The 17,755-nt window shown below is 41.5% G+C and carries 14 protein-coding genes and 3 pseudogenes; 4 read left to right on the forward strand and 13 right to left on the reverse strand.

Going from position 1 to position 17,755, the window contains the following annotated elements:
- Nucleotides 1-275 precede the first annotated feature (275 nt).
- Nucleotides 276-632 (forward strand): YciI family protein, encoded by a 357-nt coding sequence (locus V7K41_RS11585; protein WP_334848201.1) that lies wholly within the window; start codon nucleotides 276-278, stop codon nucleotides 630-632.
- A complete protein-coding gene (locus tag V7K41_RS11590; RefSeq protein ID WP_334848203.1) occupies nucleotides 632-1,882 on the forward strand; it encodes an RNA polymerase sigma factor in 1,251 nt (416 codons plus the stop codon). Before V7K41_RS11585 ends, V7K41_RS11590 begins: the two co-directional genes overlap by 1 nt.
- Before the next feature lie 517 nt (nucleotides 1,883-2,399).
- Here the strand turns inward: V7K41_RS11590 and V7K41_RS11595 are convergent.
- Together V7K41_RS11595 and V7K41_RS11600 are read right to left on the reverse strand one after the other, a co-directional pair.
- Nucleotides 2,400-3,020: a glutathione S-transferase family protein gene (locus V7K41_RS11595; protein WP_334848204.1), complete on the reverse strand. Its 621-nt coding sequence runs from the start codon at nucleotides 3,018-3,020 to the stop codon at nucleotides 2,400-2,402.
- A gap of 16 nt (nucleotides 3,021-3,036) precedes the next feature.
- The gene (locus V7K41_RS11600) at nucleotides 3,037-3,372 is read right to left on the reverse strand and encodes a YciI family protein (protein WP_334848206.1); all 336 of its coding nucleotides are present in this window, start codon (nucleotides 3,370-3,372) and stop codon (nucleotides 3,037-3,039) included.
- A 232-nt stretch (nucleotides 3,373-3,604) separates the two neighbouring features.
- Here V7K41_RS11600 and V7K41_RS32845 point away from each other — a divergent pair.
- A pseudogene (locus tag V7K41_RS32845) lies at nucleotides 3,605-4,307 on the forward strand (IS982 family transposase); the annotation flags it as partial.
- Between the two features lie 81 nt (nucleotides 4,308-4,388).
- Here V7K41_RS32845 and V7K41_RS11615 read toward each other — a convergent pair.
- Together V7K41_RS11615 and V7K41_RS11620 are read right to left on the reverse strand one after the other, a co-directional pair.
- A pseudogene (locus tag V7K41_RS11615) lies at nucleotides 4,389-4,850 on the reverse strand (transposase family protein); the annotation flags it as partial.
- A gap of 18 nt (nucleotides 4,851-4,868) precedes the next feature.
- Nucleotides 4,869-5,048, reverse strand: a complete 180-nt coding sequence (locus V7K41_RS11620; RefSeq protein ID WP_334848212.1) for a helix-turn-helix domain-containing protein — start codon at nucleotides 5,046-5,048, stop codon at nucleotides 4,869-4,871.
- An 89-nt stretch (nucleotides 5,049-5,137) separates the two neighbouring features.
- Between V7K41_RS11620 and V7K41_RS32850 the strand changes: the two are divergent.
- A pseudogene (locus V7K41_RS32850) lies at nucleotides 5,138-5,266 on the forward strand (IS982 family transposase); the annotation flags it as partial.
- 331 nt (nucleotides 5,267-5,597) lie between these two features.
- Here the strand turns inward: V7K41_RS32850 and V7K41_RS11625 are convergent.
- The 9 genes from V7K41_RS11625 to V7K41_RS11665 form a co-directional block, all read right to left on the reverse strand.
- On the reverse strand, nucleotides 5,598-6,365 hold the full coding sequence (locus V7K41_RS11625; protein ID WP_334848214.1) for a metal-dependent hydrolase: 768 nt from the start codon (nucleotides 6,363-6,365) through the stop codon (nucleotides 5,598-5,600).
- Nucleotides 6,366-6,440: 75 nt separating this feature from the next.
- A complete protein-coding gene (locus V7K41_RS11630; protein ID WP_334848216.1) occupies nucleotides 6,441-6,761 on the reverse strand; it encodes a DUF302 domain-containing protein in 321 nt (106 codons plus the stop codon).
- 228 nt (nucleotides 6,762-6,989) lie between these two features.
- Nucleotides 6,990-7,958 carry a DUF1702 family protein gene (locus V7K41_RS11635; RefSeq protein ID WP_334848218.1) on the reverse strand — a complete coding sequence of 323 codons (969 nt, stop codon included), beginning with the start codon at nucleotides 7,956-7,958 and terminating at the stop codon, nucleotides 6,990-6,992.
- Nucleotides 7,959-8,112: 154 nt separating this feature from the next.
- A complete protein-coding gene (locus tag V7K41_RS11640) occupies nucleotides 8,113-9,072 on the reverse strand; it encodes a DUF1702 family protein (protein ID WP_334848219.1) in 960 nt (319 codons plus the stop codon).
- 53 nt (nucleotides 9,073-9,125) lie between these two features.
- On the reverse strand, nucleotides 9,126-10,334 hold the full coding sequence (locus V7K41_RS11645) for an NAD(P)/FAD-dependent oxidoreductase (RefSeq protein ID WP_334848221.1): 1,209 nt from the start codon (nucleotides 10,332-10,334) through the stop codon (nucleotides 9,126-9,128).
- A 123-nt stretch (nucleotides 10,335-10,457) separates the two neighbouring features.
- Nucleotides 10,458-11,867 carry a carotenoid oxygenase family protein gene (locus V7K41_RS11650; RefSeq protein WP_334848223.1) on the reverse strand — a complete coding sequence of 470 codons (1,410 nt, stop codon included), beginning with the start codon at nucleotides 11,865-11,867 and terminating at the stop codon, nucleotides 10,458-10,460.
- A gap of 137 nt (nucleotides 11,868-12,004) precedes the next feature.
- Nucleotides 12,005-13,357 carry an aldehyde dehydrogenase gene (locus V7K41_RS11655; RefSeq protein ID WP_334848225.1) on the reverse strand — a complete coding sequence of 451 codons (1,353 nt, stop codon included), beginning with the start codon at nucleotides 13,355-13,357 and terminating at the stop codon, nucleotides 12,005-12,007.
- A 478-nt stretch (nucleotides 13,358-13,835) separates the two neighbouring features.
- Complete coding sequence (locus V7K41_RS11660; protein WP_334848227.1) at nucleotides 13,836-15,665, reverse strand: NAD(P)/FAD-dependent oxidoreductase; 1,830 nt, start codon at nucleotides 15,663-15,665, stop codon at nucleotides 13,836-13,838.
- A gap of 176 nt (nucleotides 15,666-15,841) precedes the next feature.
- A complete protein-coding gene (locus V7K41_RS11665; protein WP_334848229.1) occupies nucleotides 15,842-17,674 on the reverse strand; it encodes an NAD(P)/FAD-dependent oxidoreductase in 1,833 nt (610 codons plus the stop codon).
- Nucleotides 17,675-17,755: the final 81 nt, after the last annotated feature.

Here is a 17,755-nt window from a genome sequence, read left to right on the forward strand (position 1 = left end):
GTTCAGCCTTTAATGACAGTAATCTGCTGTCGGGCTGGACTAGTTATTTACGGACTGATTACCGTGATTCACTAGTCAACGAATCGCACCATATCTACCTTTAAAGATGCAGCGCAGAAACTGACTGGCTGTTGTTCCTTGGTGTTCTCACCCTAAGTTATGTATTGGCTTAAGAACGAGTCACACATGCGTTTACTCTGGTAGGAACTGCACGTCATATAATTGAAGATGAAAAATACTAGGCTCTAAATAAACTCATAACTCAAGATATAAACATGGAGTACGCAATCCTGGTCTATGAAAGCGAAACCAATTTTAGCAATCGCACTGATAAGGAGAGAGATTCCTATTGGGGTGCTTTCAGAGCTTACTCACAAGCTCTCGCTCAAGCTGGCATTGTTGCTGGTGGTGCCGTGCTATATCCAGGTGATGCTGGTACAACAATCCGATTGCGTGATGCTCAACAGCAGGTTCAGGACGGACTCTATGCCGAAACCAAAGAGCAACTCGGCGGCTTCATTCTCGTGGATGTACCGAATCTTGATACAGCCCTTGATTGGGCCGCGCGCTGTCCTGGAGCATCTGACGGCGCAGTTGAAGTGAGACCTATCGTCATGATGGGTCAAGGCTAATGCAAGATGTAGACGCACGTCGAGCTGCGGAACTCACAGCGCGCAACTCCTACGGACAGTTAGTTGCCTACTTGGTTGTGCGAACTCATGATCTAGCTGCTGCGGAGGACGCTCTCAGCGATGCGTTCCTCGCTGCCCTAAAAACCTGGCCAGAAAACGGAGTCCCTGACAATCCTGAAGCATGGCTCCTAGTGAGCGCGCGGCATCGCCTCATCGATAACGCACGACATGCAAAGGTTAAAGCTTCAGCAGCCAATACACTCAAGCTGATGTTTGTTGAGGTGCAAGAGTCGGCATCTCTGGAAGTTATGTTTCCAGATGAGCGACTAAAGTTGCTCTTTATCTGCGCGCATCCAGCTATTGAAGCTAGTATTCGCACGCCTTTAATGCTGCAAACAATACTCGGTCTCAATGCTGCCGAGATTGCCTCAGCTTTGCTCATCGCACCAACGACGATGAGCCAGCGGCTAGTCCGTGCGAAAGCCAAAATTCGAGATGCTGGTATGGGCTTTGAGTTGCCAGAAGCTAAAGATCTACCGATACGACTGGATGCGGTACTTGAGGCAATCTACGCTGCTTACAGCAATGGGTGGGAGAACGTCACTGGGGTTGATCCACGGGGTAAGGGACTAACTGAAGAAGCAATCTGGCTGGCGCGCGTGTGCGTAGATTTATTACCGACAGAACCCGAGGCTCGGGGGCTGTTGTCCCTTATGCTTCATTGTGAAGCACGTCGTGATGCGCGTCGCACAGCGAATGGTGCTTATATTCCGCTTTCGGAACAAGATGTTAAGCTTTGGTCTCAGTCAATGTTAGAGGAGGCGGAGCGAGAACTTACCCAGGCGGCAAAATTCAAGAAGCTAGGTCGCTTCCAGCTCGAAGCAGCTATTCAATCGACACACGCCCAGCGTGCAGTGTCTGGGCGCACCGAATGGGAAACACTAGCACTATTATATGAAGGGCTGATTCAACTTTCACCAACACTAGGCGCATTGGTCGGTCATGCTGCAGCGATTGCAGAGGTGAAAGGGTTGGAACAAGGTTTAGCCCTCCTCACAACTCTTCCCCTGGAATTAGTCAGAAGCTATCAACCCTATTGGGCACTCAGCGCTTACTTATTCAAACGTTTAGGTCAGGAATCCCAAGCCAAGGAGGCTTATGCTCGTGCCATCGGTTTGGCAGAAGATCCGGCTATACGTGAGTTTTTATTGCGCCAATCTCTAGCAGATAGCAAAGGGGAACTAGTTTAAACGGTAGAAATCAGTTGGTGTAATTAAAATGGTAAATTTTACTTATTCCCTTCCTACTTCTACTAATCCACTCCGTTCGTAACTAGCAGGAGTACGATGTGGCGCTCAAGCAGCGAAGCAGTCTGACTTTTTGGGTAAGTGAGGAAGTAATTGAACAATGGCGCAACGAAAAGAAAACAGGACGGAGGTAGGCTCTAATTATTAGAGTGACGTGGCGATGCCTTCAGCAACCCGAAGCGCCCATGAAAATTCCTCTTACCCATTCTCTATTTTCAAGACTAGCGCTCTTCCATCACTCTGGTCAAAGAAAAATTTCAGCCAACTTCTAAACAAGCCAGAGATACTGGGTTTGAAGCTTTATTTTCTAACATTATGGCTAAAATCCTCTTTTTTCCCTGAAAGTCTTGTGTAGCAAGGATTATTGTTTTATTCTCTGTCGAGAGTGATTAAAAAGCGCTAGAGAGGAATGCATCGCCGAGTGTATAGTCCCCTCTCGACGTGCATCCATCAGACTCTTTTAACCTCTGGGTGGTGCGGTTTTCTGCCAAGCCGGCAACTGCTCAATCCGAGCATACCAGGTGCGGATGTGAGGATAGTTGTCTAAGGGGAAGCGCCCCGGCACTGCATAAGTCAAAGCGCTAGCAACCGAAAAATCAGCCAACGTTAGGGTGTTGTTGACCAGAAACTCGCGCTCTGCCAGATAGGTATTCAACATAGTCGCTTCCTTATGGAATATCTCGGTTGTACGTTGTACCACTTGAGGATCGGCATCGCCTAATTGCAAGAGCTGTTTGACAAAATTCTCGTATTGCAAAGGTTGACACGCTGGCATCCAATGGGTTAGCTCCCAGCTTTGCCAGTGCGTGATATCGGCACGGCTCTTGATATCCTCAGGCCAGAGAGAGTTGGGAACTTGGCTTGCTAAATATTGCATAATAGCGGTTGATTCCCAGAGAATAAAGTCTTCATCTTGCAAGACCGGGGTACGTCCAGTGGGATTTAACTTCAGAAACTCTGGTGTGCGTTGTTCGCCTTTTTCCAAATCGATTAACCGGAGGTCGAAGGGGAGTTCGAGGTGGATTGCAACTGCATGGGCTTTTCGCGTATTGGGAGAGGGTGGAAAGTAATATAGCTTCATACAAATTCTCCTATTCCTAATTCATGGGTAACAAAGGTCGTACTTCAACGCCGCAACTACTCGCACCGGGACAGCGTGCTGCCCAATCGAGTGCTACATCCAGATTTGGAACATCGATAATAAAGAAACCACCGAGTTGCTCTTTGGTATCAGCGTAGGGGCCATCCTGGACTTTCTGTTGTCCATCTTTTAAACGGACTGTTGTGCCAGTGTGTGCTGGATGTAATTCCGCACCGCCAGCAATTACATTAGCCTCAGCCAAGGCTTGCGAATAGGCATTGTAAGCTGCTTTGTGGCTATCACGGTTAGCAAAATCTTGTTCTGTCTCATAAACCAAAATCGCGTACTTCATGTTTATACATCCGTAACAGGTTTGATCAAAGCACAGAAGGATTCTAATTCCATGCTTTCTAAATCTATGACGCTCGAAGAGCAGCAATTTCGACAGAGACTACAAATCTTTTTTTGTGATCACTTTTGTATTAACCCAAGTTGCTAGTTATGCGATCGCTAGCGCTTCGGGGTGGTGTATGGGGTCAGTATGTATAATAAAATCCCCTCCAGGAACAAAAACGGAGGGGAAGATGTTAAACGAAATAATTGCTATTTATGCTATCACTGATGACTTGTTGAAAGTGATTGGGCATTATGAAGATGGTCGCAGAGAGATGAGTGATGCGGAAATTATGACAACGGCACTGGTTGCAGCAAGGTTTTTCAGTGGTAATCAGAGCGCGGCTTGTAACTATATGAAAGACTATAATCTGATTTCTAAAATGTTAGAAAAATCACGTTTTAACCGACGATTACACGGGATCTCGATGCTGATGAATAATTTATTTCATCAAATAGGGATGATACTAAAAGAAAGTAGTAATTGTACGGAATATCTTTTAGACTCATTCCCTGTACCAATCTGCCTGCGATAATATTCGCATCTTCAATGTAAAAATGGTCAAATCAGAGGATTACAGAGGTTACATAGCTTCAAAAAAACGCTATTTCTACAGGGTTCGAGTTCAGTTATTAACAACTAAAAATGGTATTCCAGTTGAGTTTGTATTCATTCCTGGTACTGCTTCTGATGTACGTGCGTTGAATGCTTTACCATTAAATTTGCCACCTGGGAGTGAAGTGTATACTGATTCTGCATATACTGACTATACTGCGGAGGATGACCTTCAACAAACAAGTCAAATTCCTTTAAAAGTTATGCGGAAGAATAACTCTAAACGCAAAGACGAGGCGTGGAATCAATACATTAAACAATGTCCTCGACATTATATTAGACCTCTTGCAAAAAAATTTTGTGATAAGGTAGGGGGTTAACTAAATCAAAGGTAAATTTAGCCTATCTGAAGTTCGTAGTTATAAATCCCAGCAATTAAGTGACAGCGCTCTTCCATTACGTTTGCGGCGATTGCGGTAGCGTTGACCCAAAATCCGAAAAACTTTTAAACGTCGATTGATATGTTCAATCACGACACGACGACGAGCTAATGTCCGGTTGGATTGCTTTTGTTCTTTAGTTAACTTACCTCCTCTGGGTTTTTTCTGAGGCAAACAACTATTAAAATGTAGCTTGGAAATCCCTTGGTAGCCACTGTATTCTAGGCTTTCTGTATCGGAGTGAAAATGTATCTTACTATCTAAAAATAGCTTGTAGTCATGCTTGCGACCATAACCGTTGACAACACAACGAATTTCCAGTGTTGCCAAGTCAATTATCAATTGAGATTTGAGCGTATGTCGTTTTTGTTTCCCACTATAAAAACGTTTCTGTCCGTGTTTAGGACGCTCAATTTGACTCTCGGTTACATCCATCACAGCCGTTTTCGGTTTCTGTGATCAGGTCAACAACGACTTTTTTCCTCCTAACCGAAACTTACCAGAACTGATTAAGGTGCTTTCAACCCAATGAACTATACGGCAAACCGTTGATTCAGATACTTGCCAGTCACTAGCAATATGGAAGTAAGTTCGATATTCTCGCCAATATTGTAAGCAAACTAAAGCTTGGTCTTCCAAGCCTAATTTGTTTGCTCGTATCGCATAGGTAGATTTATTTAAACTACAAAACCCCCTACTCTACCATAAAATAATTTTGCAAGAGGTCTATTGAGACAGTGCTTAGTGCGATCGCATGTGCTTTTACCAAATCAATTCATGCGGTCACTTATAATGGGTTTTTACTGAAGGTAAAAGCATTTATTTTTGCTTTTACGCTCCGAAAAACATTTTTATAAAAAGTTAAATTTAATACCTTAGTTCCAGTTAAGACTCTTCATTGGAAGTAAGTGTGAGTGACGGTTGCGCTTCGCGCAACCGCGCTTATTGCCATTAGCGATCCCCTCAAAGGGACGACTCTATTTGAGGCGATCGCATCAATCTCAGAGTGCAAAGCGCTCGAACCCAGATAACCCGCAACTTGGGTTATTAGGCTTTTATTCTCTCGACAGTTGGCTAAAAAACGGTTGTATTGCTTATGACCATTAGTTAACTTGCCTCTCCAGGTTTCTTTTTCGACAAGCAACAATTCCTATGTAATATTTTTCCCATAAACGGAATTTACCTAAACTAACTAATGTGCATAACTTTCTTGACTAAAAAAAGATTATCTTTTTGCGAAGGATGGAAGTTTGTTCTGAAATATTCAAGTGAGTGCAAGAATACTTTGAAGGCAAATTTTTCTTTTGTAAAAAAGAACTGTATCATTTCCTGCCAAACTTTGATATCCAGAAGCTTTTTATCCTGATATAGCATCATGACTAAACCCAGGTTAACGAAACCTAAAACAAAGGTATAGGCTATGAGATTACCTAGCAGACGAATTAGGTAACTTTTGGTTACATTTTGAAAAACATCATACGCGACTGTTTTATGCTCAATTTCTTCAGCAGAATGCCACTCAAAAAGCTCTTTCAGTCTTGGTTCTGCTTCTGTAAATAACTCCTCTCTCAAGATCAGATCAGCTATAGCATTTGTAAAATGTTCAACTCCTGCGATCATGGCTAACTTGAACTTGGTATTCAGTTGATTTTCACAAACTTTAAAAAGAATAAACCGCAGAAAGCGAAGATAGGTATCAAACTTATAACCTTGCTGGCGTAGGTTATTCCAAAATTTCTCATGCTGAACAGCATGTTGTGCTTCTTGACCAATAAACGCTAAAGCTTCTTGTTTAAGTTGGGGGTTATCAATGTGCTTTAATTGTCGTTTTACAGTCCGAAGCATGAATTGCTCGCCATCAGGGAACAAAAGTGTGATGCTGTTAAAAAAGTGTGTTTTGAAGGGACTATTACCATACCAGTACCTGCCAATTGGCTCGGCAAAATCAAAATTCATCTGCCGTACAGTTATTTGAGACATAAGAATTTATGCTCCATAGATAGTTTTTAGAATCAAACTTATACAGTAGATTTATACAGCCATTGTTACCAAATTTTCTAGTTTTTGATCGAGTATTTGCGCCACCTTCAAAATCTCCTCGTTCTGGAATTGACCTAGCAATGATGAAGGCTTGTCATAAGTAACATGAGTCTTACCATCAAAGTCTTCGTAGACAAACAGTCGCAATGGGACGTAAAGTCCAACCCCAGGATTTTGTTCAAACATTTGGTTAGCTATTAGTGGGTTTCCAATTATATAGAGCTTGGACTTATTGCGTTTGCCAGATTGAGATGTCAGTAATCCACCCAGTTCAAAATCTACCAAGATTGTGAAGCCGCTTTTCCCAACCATTGACTCAACTGCACTTTTGACCTGATCAAACGATTTATTTGTGTCTAATCTTTTTAACTGTCTAAGGAGTGTGTTGTCAGCTGGGCTGGCCATGGTTTCGATTGTACTTGTGACTTGATCGAATGATTTGTCTGAAGAGACAATGACGCAAGTTCCTGTGAAATTGACATTTGTCATGGAATTAACAGTTGTCACTCGTTTCTCCTTATTCTGACCGATTTTATCGTTTTAAGAAGCTTTGGCAACAGCTACCAAATCATCTACTACTAGATAGACCCGGTAGAATTGCCAAACTTTGGAATCTGATATTGCTTTGTTGGTTGGAAAATTCTTTGGGGCTTTATTTAATATGTCATCTGGTGTGGCATTTTCCATACCGCTGAGAACTTCACTAGCCATTTTTGTGTATCCGGCTCCATTACCAAGTAGTTCACGAAATTTGGCAGCGCAAGCTGCTGCCCTAGCCAATGCAAACCGATAAGAGCCGGCTGCTGTTGCTAGGGCTTCTAGGGTTGCACGTTCAGCACCACCAATAGAGGCGCAAGCGTATCCAACACCACCCCAAAGGTCTGCCTGTCTTGTAGGAGGAAAAGCTGCGATCGTTTGTGAAATATGAGTAATATCAGCACAGTTCACCATCCAAATACTGCGACCCAAACCTTGGTCAAAGATGTGGCGAGTGTAGCCAGAAAATTGCTCAGGAGGCGTTGCTGTAGCATCAAGAAAGTCTCGCCAGTGAAACATCCCATGTTGAAAGCCATAGCCATCGATTATCGGCCAAACTTTCACAAGATCGCTTGGTTTTAAATACCGCTCGATAGGCAACCGACCCTTACCTAGCATCAAACCCACTCCTAAATAAACCATAGTCTGATAAGCTGGACTAGCGCCTGCTAGAAAGTTCTCGACTCGATTTTGCTTGCTGGGTGCGACTAAATCCTGTTGAGAAAGACCTATGCCTATCCCCTCTAAGGCAAATCCGAACAATTCGGTTTCAATTGAATTTAATTTGTCTACGAGTACCTTTCGTTCATCACTAGCAAGCGCCGCTTGGTGGGTCTGCCACATAGCATTCGTAACTTGAAAAAATCGCTGCTGCATTCTGTGATCGTCTGTTCTAACCCCACGTTCTATCCAAGTATTTGTCAAAAGCGTCATCACAGTATTGATTTGTAGCTGCCAAGAGTCTTGTTGCATTTCGATTCTCCTTTTTGATTAGTAAATTTTTTGTCACAAAAGCCTTTAGCTGCTGAACCCGAAAGCATTTGAGATTTTAGATTAAAAGCCTTTGGCAAAGGGTGATTCCAGCAATATTAAACAGCACCACCTGTACTCTTTTTGCGTGAAACTATTAAGTTGATGAAGCAATTGTGCTAGGCATCGCTAGATGCGCTCGGTAATGCTGCCAAACTTCTTGCTCTGGTATCGCTGTGTTAGTCTGAAAGTTTTGAAGAGTCTTGTTGATATTCTCAGCGACTGCATTAGGTCTCATTCCCGACAGAACCTCACAAGCTAATTCTGTATGTGCAGAATAGCTGCCAATTCGTTGACGAGACTTGGCGGCAAAAGCTGATCCTTGAATCAAAGCAAACTGATAATGTCCTGCTGCTGTCTTTAAGGCTTCTAAAGTAGCACGTCCCACACCACCAGAATAAGTGCAGACGAAACCAATGCCACCCCACAAATCTGCCTGCCTTGTAGGAGGGAAAGCTCCGATAGTCTTTGGGATACGGGTAACATCAGCACCGTCTACAAACCAAATGCTGCGACCCATACCTTGGTCAAATACACGGCGAGCATAGCCAGAAAGATGCTCAGGCATAGCTAAGTCATCGAGATATTTTTGCCAGTGGGATAAACCATGTTGAAAGCCATAGCCATCAATGACTAACCAAAGCTTTGTTGGGTTAAGTTGTGATATGTATGGCTCTAGAGGCAAGGGAGGCTTGCCTAACATTAAACCTACCCCCACATATACGAAGTGTTCATAAGCTGCTCCCGAACCTGCTACGAATGCCTCAACTCGATTCTGCTTGCTGGGTGCAAACAAATCCCGGTGAGTTAGACCCATGCCTACCCCCTCGAAGGCAAATCCACGCAACTCATCTTCAATTCCATTCAGTTTGAGTATAATTGCCTCTACTTCATCACTAGCGATCGCAGCTTGAAATCCTTGAAGCAAAGTGCCACGGATTTGTCGAAGTCGCTGCTGCACGCTAGGACTAATCGTTGGAATCCCACGTTCAGCCCAAATATTCACTGGTAAGGTTTTATCTTCATTTAATTTTGTTTCCAAAGCATCCTGTGCCATCTTGATTCTCCTTTTTTAGTAGTTAATTTCAGTATCAAAAAACCTTTCTCTATTCAAGCTTTCAGAACCGCAAGAGAGCTATCCTGCTTTAGTTCTTCATTAATTGCCCTCAGTTTAATAAAAGATATCTGCCCTAGTAGTCCAATAGTCTGCCTCAGCAAACCAATACTGCACAAACTCAGCTTTTCAATTCCCCAAACTCGCTCCCACTTATGTATTAAATCTTGAATTTGGCGATCGTAAGTAGATAAAAAATATTCTGTTCTATCCAACAGATTGCCCTTAACTAAACCTTGAACGACAAAATCAGCAGCAATTTCCCCACTATTCATCCCGATCGCTACTCCATTGCAAAAGAATGGATCAAGAAATGCTACTGCATCTCCAACAATCAAAAATCCATTGCCTGAATACTTGTCAGATTCCCAGTCATAATTCATAACTGCTTGCGTCGGTATCACTTTTTTAGCTACTTGTATAGCCTGAGAAAGCGGCTCCCAACAATTGACAGCTTCCTGGAATACATTTTCTAAATTCCTCGCACCACTTCTAGCTTTTTCTTCCCATAAAACAACCATTACACTGACTCGTTCATTAGGAAGACGCATAACCAAGACATAGCCTCCATCAAGACTAATAACCAAAATTCCGTCATCGGGAATCAACTTAGTCAAGCTCTGTCCAACAAAATGGCAAAAAACTGCCACATATTCATCGGGTTTTTTTCTTGTCGCCCTCAAACCTAAACGCTGTCCCAATGGTGTCAGCTTGCCTCTGGCATCAATAACTAGCTTTGCTCCATATTCACTATAGCCATCAGAACTGTAGCACTTAACACCAGTTAAGCGATCATCAGTGAAAACAAAATCTTTCACTACAGTGTTTGGCAAATATTTTACTCCACGACTCACAGCATTTTCTATTAAAACTTGCTCAAAAACTGCTCGGTTAAGCCCCATTCCATTATGGTTATTCTTCAATATTTTCGGTTCAATTTCAATTTGATAATTGAAACTTTCATTGGTTGAGATCAGCCGAACTTTCTTTGGCTCTTCAACTGCACTTTGAATTTTTTTCTCAATGTTAAGCCGTACCAGCAGATCATAGCTGATACCATAGAAGGTTTCTGGAAGTTGGATAAATTGTTGAGTCCTTTGCTCAACCATCAATACATTCAATCCATTTCCTGCTAATAAATTAGCTGTAGTCAATCCCGCTGGGCCTGTACCAACAACAATAACATCATAAACATCGCTCACCATATTTCCCTTCCTAACTTCGTCAATATAATAACTAATAGAACCAAAGATATAATTCAGATGCAGTGGTTGATTATCTGAGATAAAATCTGACTTTTAAACTAATTCCCAACGCAGACTATTAAATCAAAACCCCTTTGAAATCCAAATTCCGTGAAACCCGTAAGGAATTCGCTGAGGGAGGAGAATCCGCGCCAGAGGTTCATCTGTTAAATCTTGGGCATTCACTACTATCAACTCAGAGGTTTTTTTAGCCGAGTCGTAGACAAAAGTCAACAACCATCCATCATCCTCTTCAACACTATTAGGCCGAGGAACAAATACTGCCTCTCCACCGTAGCGGTCTGATCCAAACTCATGGAATTGAGAGTAACCGCTGGCGAAGTCATACTTAAGCAATCCGTCAAAAGTAAAAAGCGGTGTTTGTTCAGATACCATTCTTGCTGTATAGCCGTAGCGATTCTGTCTTCCTAACCATTGCTGATTCAGACTTGGAAATTCTGATGGCAAATTATCAATTCTCTCTGACTGCACCACACCTGTACGCAGATTAAATCGCCAACAATGCAGACAAGGTTTATCTTCCTGGCTACCATTTAGCTTTGTCTTTGTGGGTACATTTAGAGCCTTGGCATCATTCGCCCGACAGGCGAGTAAGACAACTTCTTCTCCAATTTCATATGCATTCAGAGTATGCAAAATGTAGCAGGTAGGAACTTCAAACCAGCGAATATTGTTGTTATCTCCATAACGCGGAAGAATACCAATTCGACTAGTAGAATCCGCCTCAAACATATAAGCTGGTTCCCTTCGTTGCAGCCTTTCTATCCTAAACGTCAGGGGTAAATCCATGAAAAGTGTGTAGTTTTCAGTGATGGCAAAATCATGCATCATCACCCCTATTGGTAGCTTAATGGGAACTGTTTTGAGTATCTTTCCCCCAGATGAAACAACGCTATATTGTAGATAGGGTGGTTGCAGCAAAGAATAGCCGAAAAACATCATCTCACCAGTTATCGGATCAATTTTGGGGTGAGCCGTGAAAGGAGAAGTTAGTTGACCATTATAAGTGTATGGCCCAATTGTATTTAGGTCAGGCAACTCAATTTTGTATGGTTCTCCTCCTTCCCAAAGTGCCAAGAGATGACCCGCATGCCACACTAACGCAGTATTTGCAGTATTCTTGAATGGACTAAAGAGGTTATTAGTCGGATTATTTAGCTGTGGTGGTTCCAACAGACCAGTCCAAATAGCTCGACCAGCCTTATGTTCCATTTTAAATCCCCGTGTCTGCACATAGGAATTGCGGTAAGCAGCTTTACCATTGCTAATCTGTATTTCATGCAACATCCCATCCCCATCAATCCAGTTGTAGCCCCCTATAGGTGCAAACCGGGGATTAGGACCATTGCGGACAAATACTCCAGATAAATCGGGAGGTAGCTTACCTATTACTGGTAAGTTATTAACAGTGATTTCCGTTTGTACAGGAGAAAAGTTTCCACTAAGATAAGAACTAACTGTTGTTGTAACCATTGCTTGCTCTCTTAAATAGGTAAAGATTATTGGGACTACTTTTTTAGTAGTTTTCAACTTCCAAATCAGTAAATTAATTTGGCTAATTTAGATAGGAATGTCAACTTTTTAAAACAGCTTTTATTTTGTAGTTAGTGCTATTTTTTTTGTGGATAGGGAGGATATCTCCATTTCAAATCCAGAAGAAAAGATTTGTTTAATACTCCTCTTTGGTAAGAAAAGGTATCAAAACCAGCTTTACCATGATAACGACCAAAACCGCTAGCTCCAACTCCGCCGAAAGGTAAACCTGGGACAGTCAAATGCATAACAGTCTCATTGATACAAACACCACCTGATACAGTTGACTGCAAAACCCACTCTTGATTTTTTTTATTGCTAGAAAAGAAGTATAAAGCTAGTGGTTTTGGTTGTTTGTTAACAAGCTCAATCGCTTCTGATAGCTCGGTGTACTCAATAACAGGTAAAATAGGCCCGAAAATTTCTTCTTGCATGATCTTATCTTTCCAAGAGACTTGATCTATGACAGTAGGAGCAATGTAGAGAGTCTCTAAATTAGTATCTCCTCCTACTAAAGTTTTGCCATCTTTTAGCAATTCAGAAAGACGATAAAAATGTCTTTGATTGATTATCCGTGCATAGCTATGGCTTGTTGATGGATCGTCACCATAAAATTTTTGTATTTGTTCTTTGATGCTATTCAACAAATCTTTTTTAATCTTCTGGTTGACTAAAAGATAGTCAGGTGCAGTACAAGTTTGACCTGCATTGCTGAACTTTCCCCAAACAATTCTTTTTGCCGTGTACTCAATGTGAACACTATCATCGACAATACAAGGACTTTTGCCTCCTAGCTCAAGGGTTACTGGAGTTAGGTGTTGCGCGGCGGCTGACATGACAATTTTGCCAATCTCAGTTCCTCCAGTAAAAAAGATATGATCGAAACTTTCTGATAAAAGTTCTTTACTAGTTTCTACACCTCCTTGAATAACAGTAATAAAAGATGGATCGAAACTTTTTTGGATAATATCAGCTATAACTGTAGAGGTGTGTGAGGCAATTTCTGATGGTTTTAAAATAGCACAATTTCCAGCAGCGATCGCCCCTAGTAAAGGAGTAAAAATTAAGTTAAATGGGTAATTCCAAGGGCCTATAATCAGGACTACACCCAGAGGTTCATGAGAAAACTTCGCTGACGATAGAAACTGATGAAATGGAGTAGGAATTTTTTGGGTTTTTGTCCAAATTTTCAGATTTTTGATAGCATATTTAATTTCATTTAAAACTCCGATAATTTCAAAATATGCTTCAAATCCTGGTTTGTGTAAATCAGCTTTTAAAGCTTGAATGATGTTATCTTTATTATCCTCAATTGCTTGCTTTAATTTTTTTAGTTTTTCAATTCTAAACTCAACATTTTTTGTTTGCTTAGTCTGAAAAAACTGTCGTTGTTTGCTCACAAATTCGCTAATTTTACTCTGAGTCATCATAGCTTTTATCCTCAGTTAAACCAAATAAGTAGCAGAAATATTTATCAATAAGTAAGAGGATGTTTGAAAAGTTGCAAAGTAGACTATAGAAGTCCTAAATCATGCGTGATAATTTGAGATTGTTGTTACCCCCTCAGATCGGGGGGTGAATTTTCTTACAATTCATTTAGGATTGCTATTAAGCACAGCAAGTAAATCAGTCGGCGTCAAAATTTTTAGTTGGAATCAAGCAAGAGGCAAGAGGGTAAAAGCCCTAGTTTATCTTTCAATACAATAGCTTGGTTTTATTGTGCCAACCTACTTACTGCTTTTTAACACTTTAGTGCAGCATTTCATTAATTCGTAGTGAATTCTCTGCGTCCCTCTGTGCCTCTACTCTGCGGGAAGGCGAAGCGCCTATGTATGCGTTTAAATTTCAACCCTCAATTCGCCACGATTTTATGCAAAGCTGTACTTAGCTCTACTGACCTGACTATAGTTAAACTTGAGGTGAGACTAGCTCTGGAGCTTTTGATACATTTTTGCTATTAGATTGTAAGGATTGTTCGGCTAGCTTTTGTGTCCAAGGCTGCAACTCAGGTTGGTATCGATAACTCTTGAATTCTTCGGTTGCCTCGGCAATAATACTGTTAGCTGCCAAGCCTCTAGTCTTAAACCGGAAAATCAAATCATCCAATGCACATTCACCAGATGCTTTTAGTAAATTGAATACGTGGTAAAGATTTCGCGGTGATAACAAGCCTCTAATCCCAAAACCTTTCCAGAGGAACTTTAGATACCACAGGGCAACAAAGAAATAAATATTTTTCATGTATGCAAAGACATTGCATCGTTGAGGTTCGTATTTAGTGTCCTGTAGATAACTGTCAAATTCCTTAGTGATATAGTAACCAAAGGGTAATTGACCGCCGCGATGGATGTACATTAACCCAATATTAACATCTTGTTCTACAAGTTGATTAAACTGGTCGTACACATGAACCATAAGTTTTCTCACAACTCCACGGCTTTGTTTGCCAAACTTGCGGAGGAACTTTATGTCCAAGTGCCATTTTCCTACATACATCGGGACTATTATCCCAAACCACCACATATTTTCTAAGTACATACGCCAGCTCATGACACTAGCGTGACCAAGTTGCTTGTCCTGATCGCGCAGGAGATGATTGCAAGACTCTATGTACCCAAGATTATAGGCATTATAAACAGCCCGTTTCTTTTCTACATCTGGCTCCCCTGCTAGCTTTGCCCGAATAATTTCTGTGGTGCTTTCCATTTGAAAGGTCATCATCACCATTCCTAAAGAATAGAATGGATCGAAAATAGCTGCGGCATCGCCAACTACGTACCAGTTGTCTTCAGAAAATATCGTCTTGCTCTTATGCGCCAATCTTGGTAAGTAATGAAAGTCGATATCATCTCCACTCTTGACTAGCTGGTAGAGGACATTGTGATTTTCCTCTAGAAAAGCATAAAACTTTTCTTTGCTGTTAAGACTCTGAGCCGGGATAACTTGATGATGATGCGCTACGCCAATTGAGACTTCCATCGTTTGAGTGTCAGTAGGAATTACCCATACCCAATGCCCATGTCCCATCATGTGATTAGTGGCATAATAATGGCTACATGTCGCTCCCAAGGGATCATAACCACTGTGAAAAATTGTGCGATCGACATTTTTCACCCTTACCCATGCTGAACCATTGTTGAGTCCGTGCAGGTTTTCCGTACCAAAGACGACATTATCTGTTTTGTGACCAATAATAAACTTACGACCAGCAGCATCGACAACATGTTTGGTTTTAAGTTCTAAATACTCATCACCCACTTTTACTTTCACAGTTTTCAGGGCATCACCAGGAGTTAAGTCTACATCTACTACACGACCGTTGTAAAAGCTAGCTCCCATCTGCTTATTCATTTTTAAGACATCCCGCTCGAACTTCGCACGGTTCATTAGAGTCGAAGCAAGTGGAGGCTGTTTGATAGACCAGACGTGATAATAGTCATCAATGCTCTCTGTTTTTTCTGCCTGTTTTGCCCAATGGTAGTTCAAGCCGTATTTGGGAGGATGATTTTCAATCAAGTAATCATAAAGACCCAACTCTTTACCAAAAAACAGAGTTGAGATTTCTACTGTTGACTCACCAACTTTTAAGTCTTTTTCGGTTCTTTCTTCGGGACGGGGATCGACTAATGCAACTTTGATGTTGGGAATGTTCAGCATCAGGTGGCGAGCTTGAGAAACTCCGGCGATGCCAGCACCCATAATCACAACATCATAAACTTGAGACTGAGTATTTTTCATTGAAATTTTCCTTTGACTGACTAAACCTTTTAGTTGGTAAAATTTTTGGGTTAAGGGTGATGGTGTTTCAATCAGATTCAGTCTTTGGACAAGCTGGTTGTCTAATTTATAAACACCATCACCATAGTTGTTTCCTAACCTTGACAATTAGTTTTCTAACGCCTGATCTCAAAATGTTATTCAGCTATAAGGTTGACTAATTCTGAAACTTTGGGTGCATTTTTACCATTTAATTGCAATGATTCTTCGGCTACCTTTTGTGTCCAAGGCTGCAACTCAGGTCGGTATTCATAACTCTCGAAATCTTCCCTAGCCTTGGCAATGACATTGCTAGCTGGTAAGTTTCTGGTCTGAAATTTGAAAATCAATTCGTCTAATGCACATTCACCAGATGCTTTGAATAACTTGAATATATGGGAGAGATTGCGTAGTGATAACAAGCCAGCAATTCCAAAACCCTTCCAGAGAAACTTCAGATACCACAGAGCAACAAAAAAGTAAGTATTTTTCATGTAAGCAAAGACATTGGAGCGCCGGGGTTCATATTTAGTATCTTGGAGATAAGTATCGTAGTCTCGAGTTACGTAATAGTTAAAAGGTAGTTGATCAGCTCGATGCGTATACATTATCCCCAGGTTTGCTTTTCGTTCTATCAGTTGATCGAACTGTTCATATACATCAGTCATCATAGAGGTGATAATATTACGGCCTTGTTTGCCAAACTTGCGGAGAAACTTGATATCCAAGTGCCATTTTCCGACATAAATCGGAACTATCATCCCGAACCACCACATATTTTCTAAAAATATGCGCCAGCTCATGACACTTGCATGACCAAGTTGTCTGTCGTGAGCATGGATAAGATGATTGTTAGAGCGGATGGTTCCAAGATTGAAAGCATTATAAACAGCCCGCTTTTTCTCTGCGTCTGGCTCCCCTGCCAACTTTGCCCGGATAATTTCTGTAGTACTTTCAATACCGAACGTCATCATCACCATTCCCAATGAATAGAATGGATCAAAGATAGCTGCTGCATCACCAACTACGTACCAGTTGTCTTCAGAAAACATGGTTTTACTCTTATGCGCCAACCTTGGTAAGTAGTGGAAGTCGATATCTTCTCCACTCTTAACTAGCTGGTAGAGGACATTGTGATTTTCCTCTAAGAAGGCATAAAACTTTTCTTTGCTGTTAACACTCCCAGCAGGGATAACTTGATGATGATGAGCTATGCCAATTGAGACTTCCATTGTTTGAGTGTCAGTTGGAATTACCCATACCCAATGCCCATGTCCCATCATGTGGTTAGTGGCGTAGTAATGGCTGCATGTGGCTCCCAAGGGATCATAACCACTGTGAAAAATTGTGCGATCGACATTTTTCACCCTTACCCATGCTGAACCATTGTTAACACCATACAGCTCTTCAGAATCAAAGATAATATTATCTGTCTTGCGACCAATAATAAACTTACGACCAGCAGCATCGACCACATGTTTGGCTTGAAGTTCTAAATACTTATCACCCACTTTCACTTTCACAGTTTTAATGGCATCACCAGGAGTTAAATCTACATCCACTACACGACCGTTGTAAAAGCTAGCTCCCATCTGCTTATTCATTTTTAAGACATCCCGCTCGAACTTTGCACGGTTCATCAAAGTGGAAGCAAGGGAGGGCTGTCTAGTACACCAAATGTGGTGGTAGTCATCAATGGAACCTGTGTTTTCGGGCTGTTTTGCCCAATGAAAGTTCAAGCCGTATTTGGGAGGATGATTTTCAATTAAGTAATCATAAAGACCCAACTCTTTACCAAAAAACAGAGTTGAGATTTCTACTGTTGACTCACCAACTTTTAAGTCTTTTTCAGTTCTTTCTTCGGGACGGGGATCGACTAATGCAACTTTGATGTTGGGAATGTTCAGCATCAGGTGGCGAGCTTGAGAAACTCCGGCGATCCCAGCACCCATAATCACAACATCATAAACTTGAGACTGAGTATTTTTCATTGAAATTTTCCTCTAAATGACTAAACTTTTTAGTTGGTAAAACTTTCGGGTTGAACGTGATGGTCAGATTCAGTTGTTAGA

Origin of the sequence: Nostoc sp., from assembly GCF_036917415.1 — a bacterium.
In the GTDB taxonomy this organism is placed as follows: domain Bacteria; phylum Cyanobacteriota; class Cyanobacteriia; order Cyanobacteriales; family Nostocaceae; genus Nostoc.

Excerpts from the sequence above, each read along its gene's own strand:
- V7K41_RS11600 (WP_334848206.1), bottom strand. The coding sequence starts at position 3,372 with ATGAAGTACGCGATTTTGGTTTATGAGACAGAACAAGATTTTGCTAAC.
- V7K41_RS11590 (WP_334848203.1), top strand. The coding sequence starts at position 632 with ATGCAAGATGTAGACGCACGTCGAGCTGCGGAACTCACAGCGCGCAAC.
- V7K41_RS11655 (WP_334848225.1), bottom strand. The coding sequence starts at position 13,357 with ATGATGACTCAGAGTAAAATTAGCGAATTTGTGAGCAAACAACGACAG.
- V7K41_RS11595 (WP_334848204.1), bottom strand. The coding sequence starts at position 3,020 with ATGAAGCTATATTACTTTCCACCCTCTCCCAATACGCGAAAAGCCCAT.
- V7K41_RS11585 (WP_334848201.1), top strand. The coding sequence starts at position 276 with ATGGAGTACGCAATCCTGGTCTATGAAAGCGAAACCAATTTTAGCAAT.
- V7K41_RS11640 (WP_334848219.1), bottom strand. The coding sequence starts at position 9,072 with ATGGCACAGGATGCTTTGGAAACAAAATTAAATGAAGATAAAACCTTA.
- V7K41_RS11645 (WP_334848221.1), bottom strand. The coding sequence starts at position 10,334 with ATGGTGAGCGATGTTTATGATGTTATTGTTGTTGGTACAGGCCCAGCG.
- V7K41_RS11665 (WP_334848229.1), bottom strand. The coding sequence starts at position 17,674 with ATGAAAAATACTCAGTCTCAAGTTTATGATGTTGTGATTATGGGTGCT.
- V7K41_RS11660 (WP_334848227.1), bottom strand. The coding sequence starts at position 15,665 with ATGAAAAATACTCAGTCTCAAGTTTATGATGTTGTGATTATGGGTGCT.
- V7K41_RS11635 (WP_334848218.1), bottom strand. The coding sequence starts at position 7,958 with ATGCAACAAGACTCTTGGCAGCTACAAATCAATACTGTGATGACGCTT.
- V7K41_RS11650 (WP_334848223.1), bottom strand. The coding sequence starts at position 11,867 with ATGGTTACAACAACAGTTAGTTCTTATCTTAGTGGAAACTTTTCTCCT.
- V7K41_RS11625 (WP_334848214.1), bottom strand. The coding sequence starts at position 6,365 with ATGAATTTTGATTTTGCCGAGCCAATTGGCAGGTACTGGTATGGTAAT.
- V7K41_RS11630 (WP_334848216.1), bottom strand. The coding sequence starts at position 6,761 with ATGGTTGGGAAAAGCGGCTTCACAATCTTGGTAGATTTTGAACTGGGT.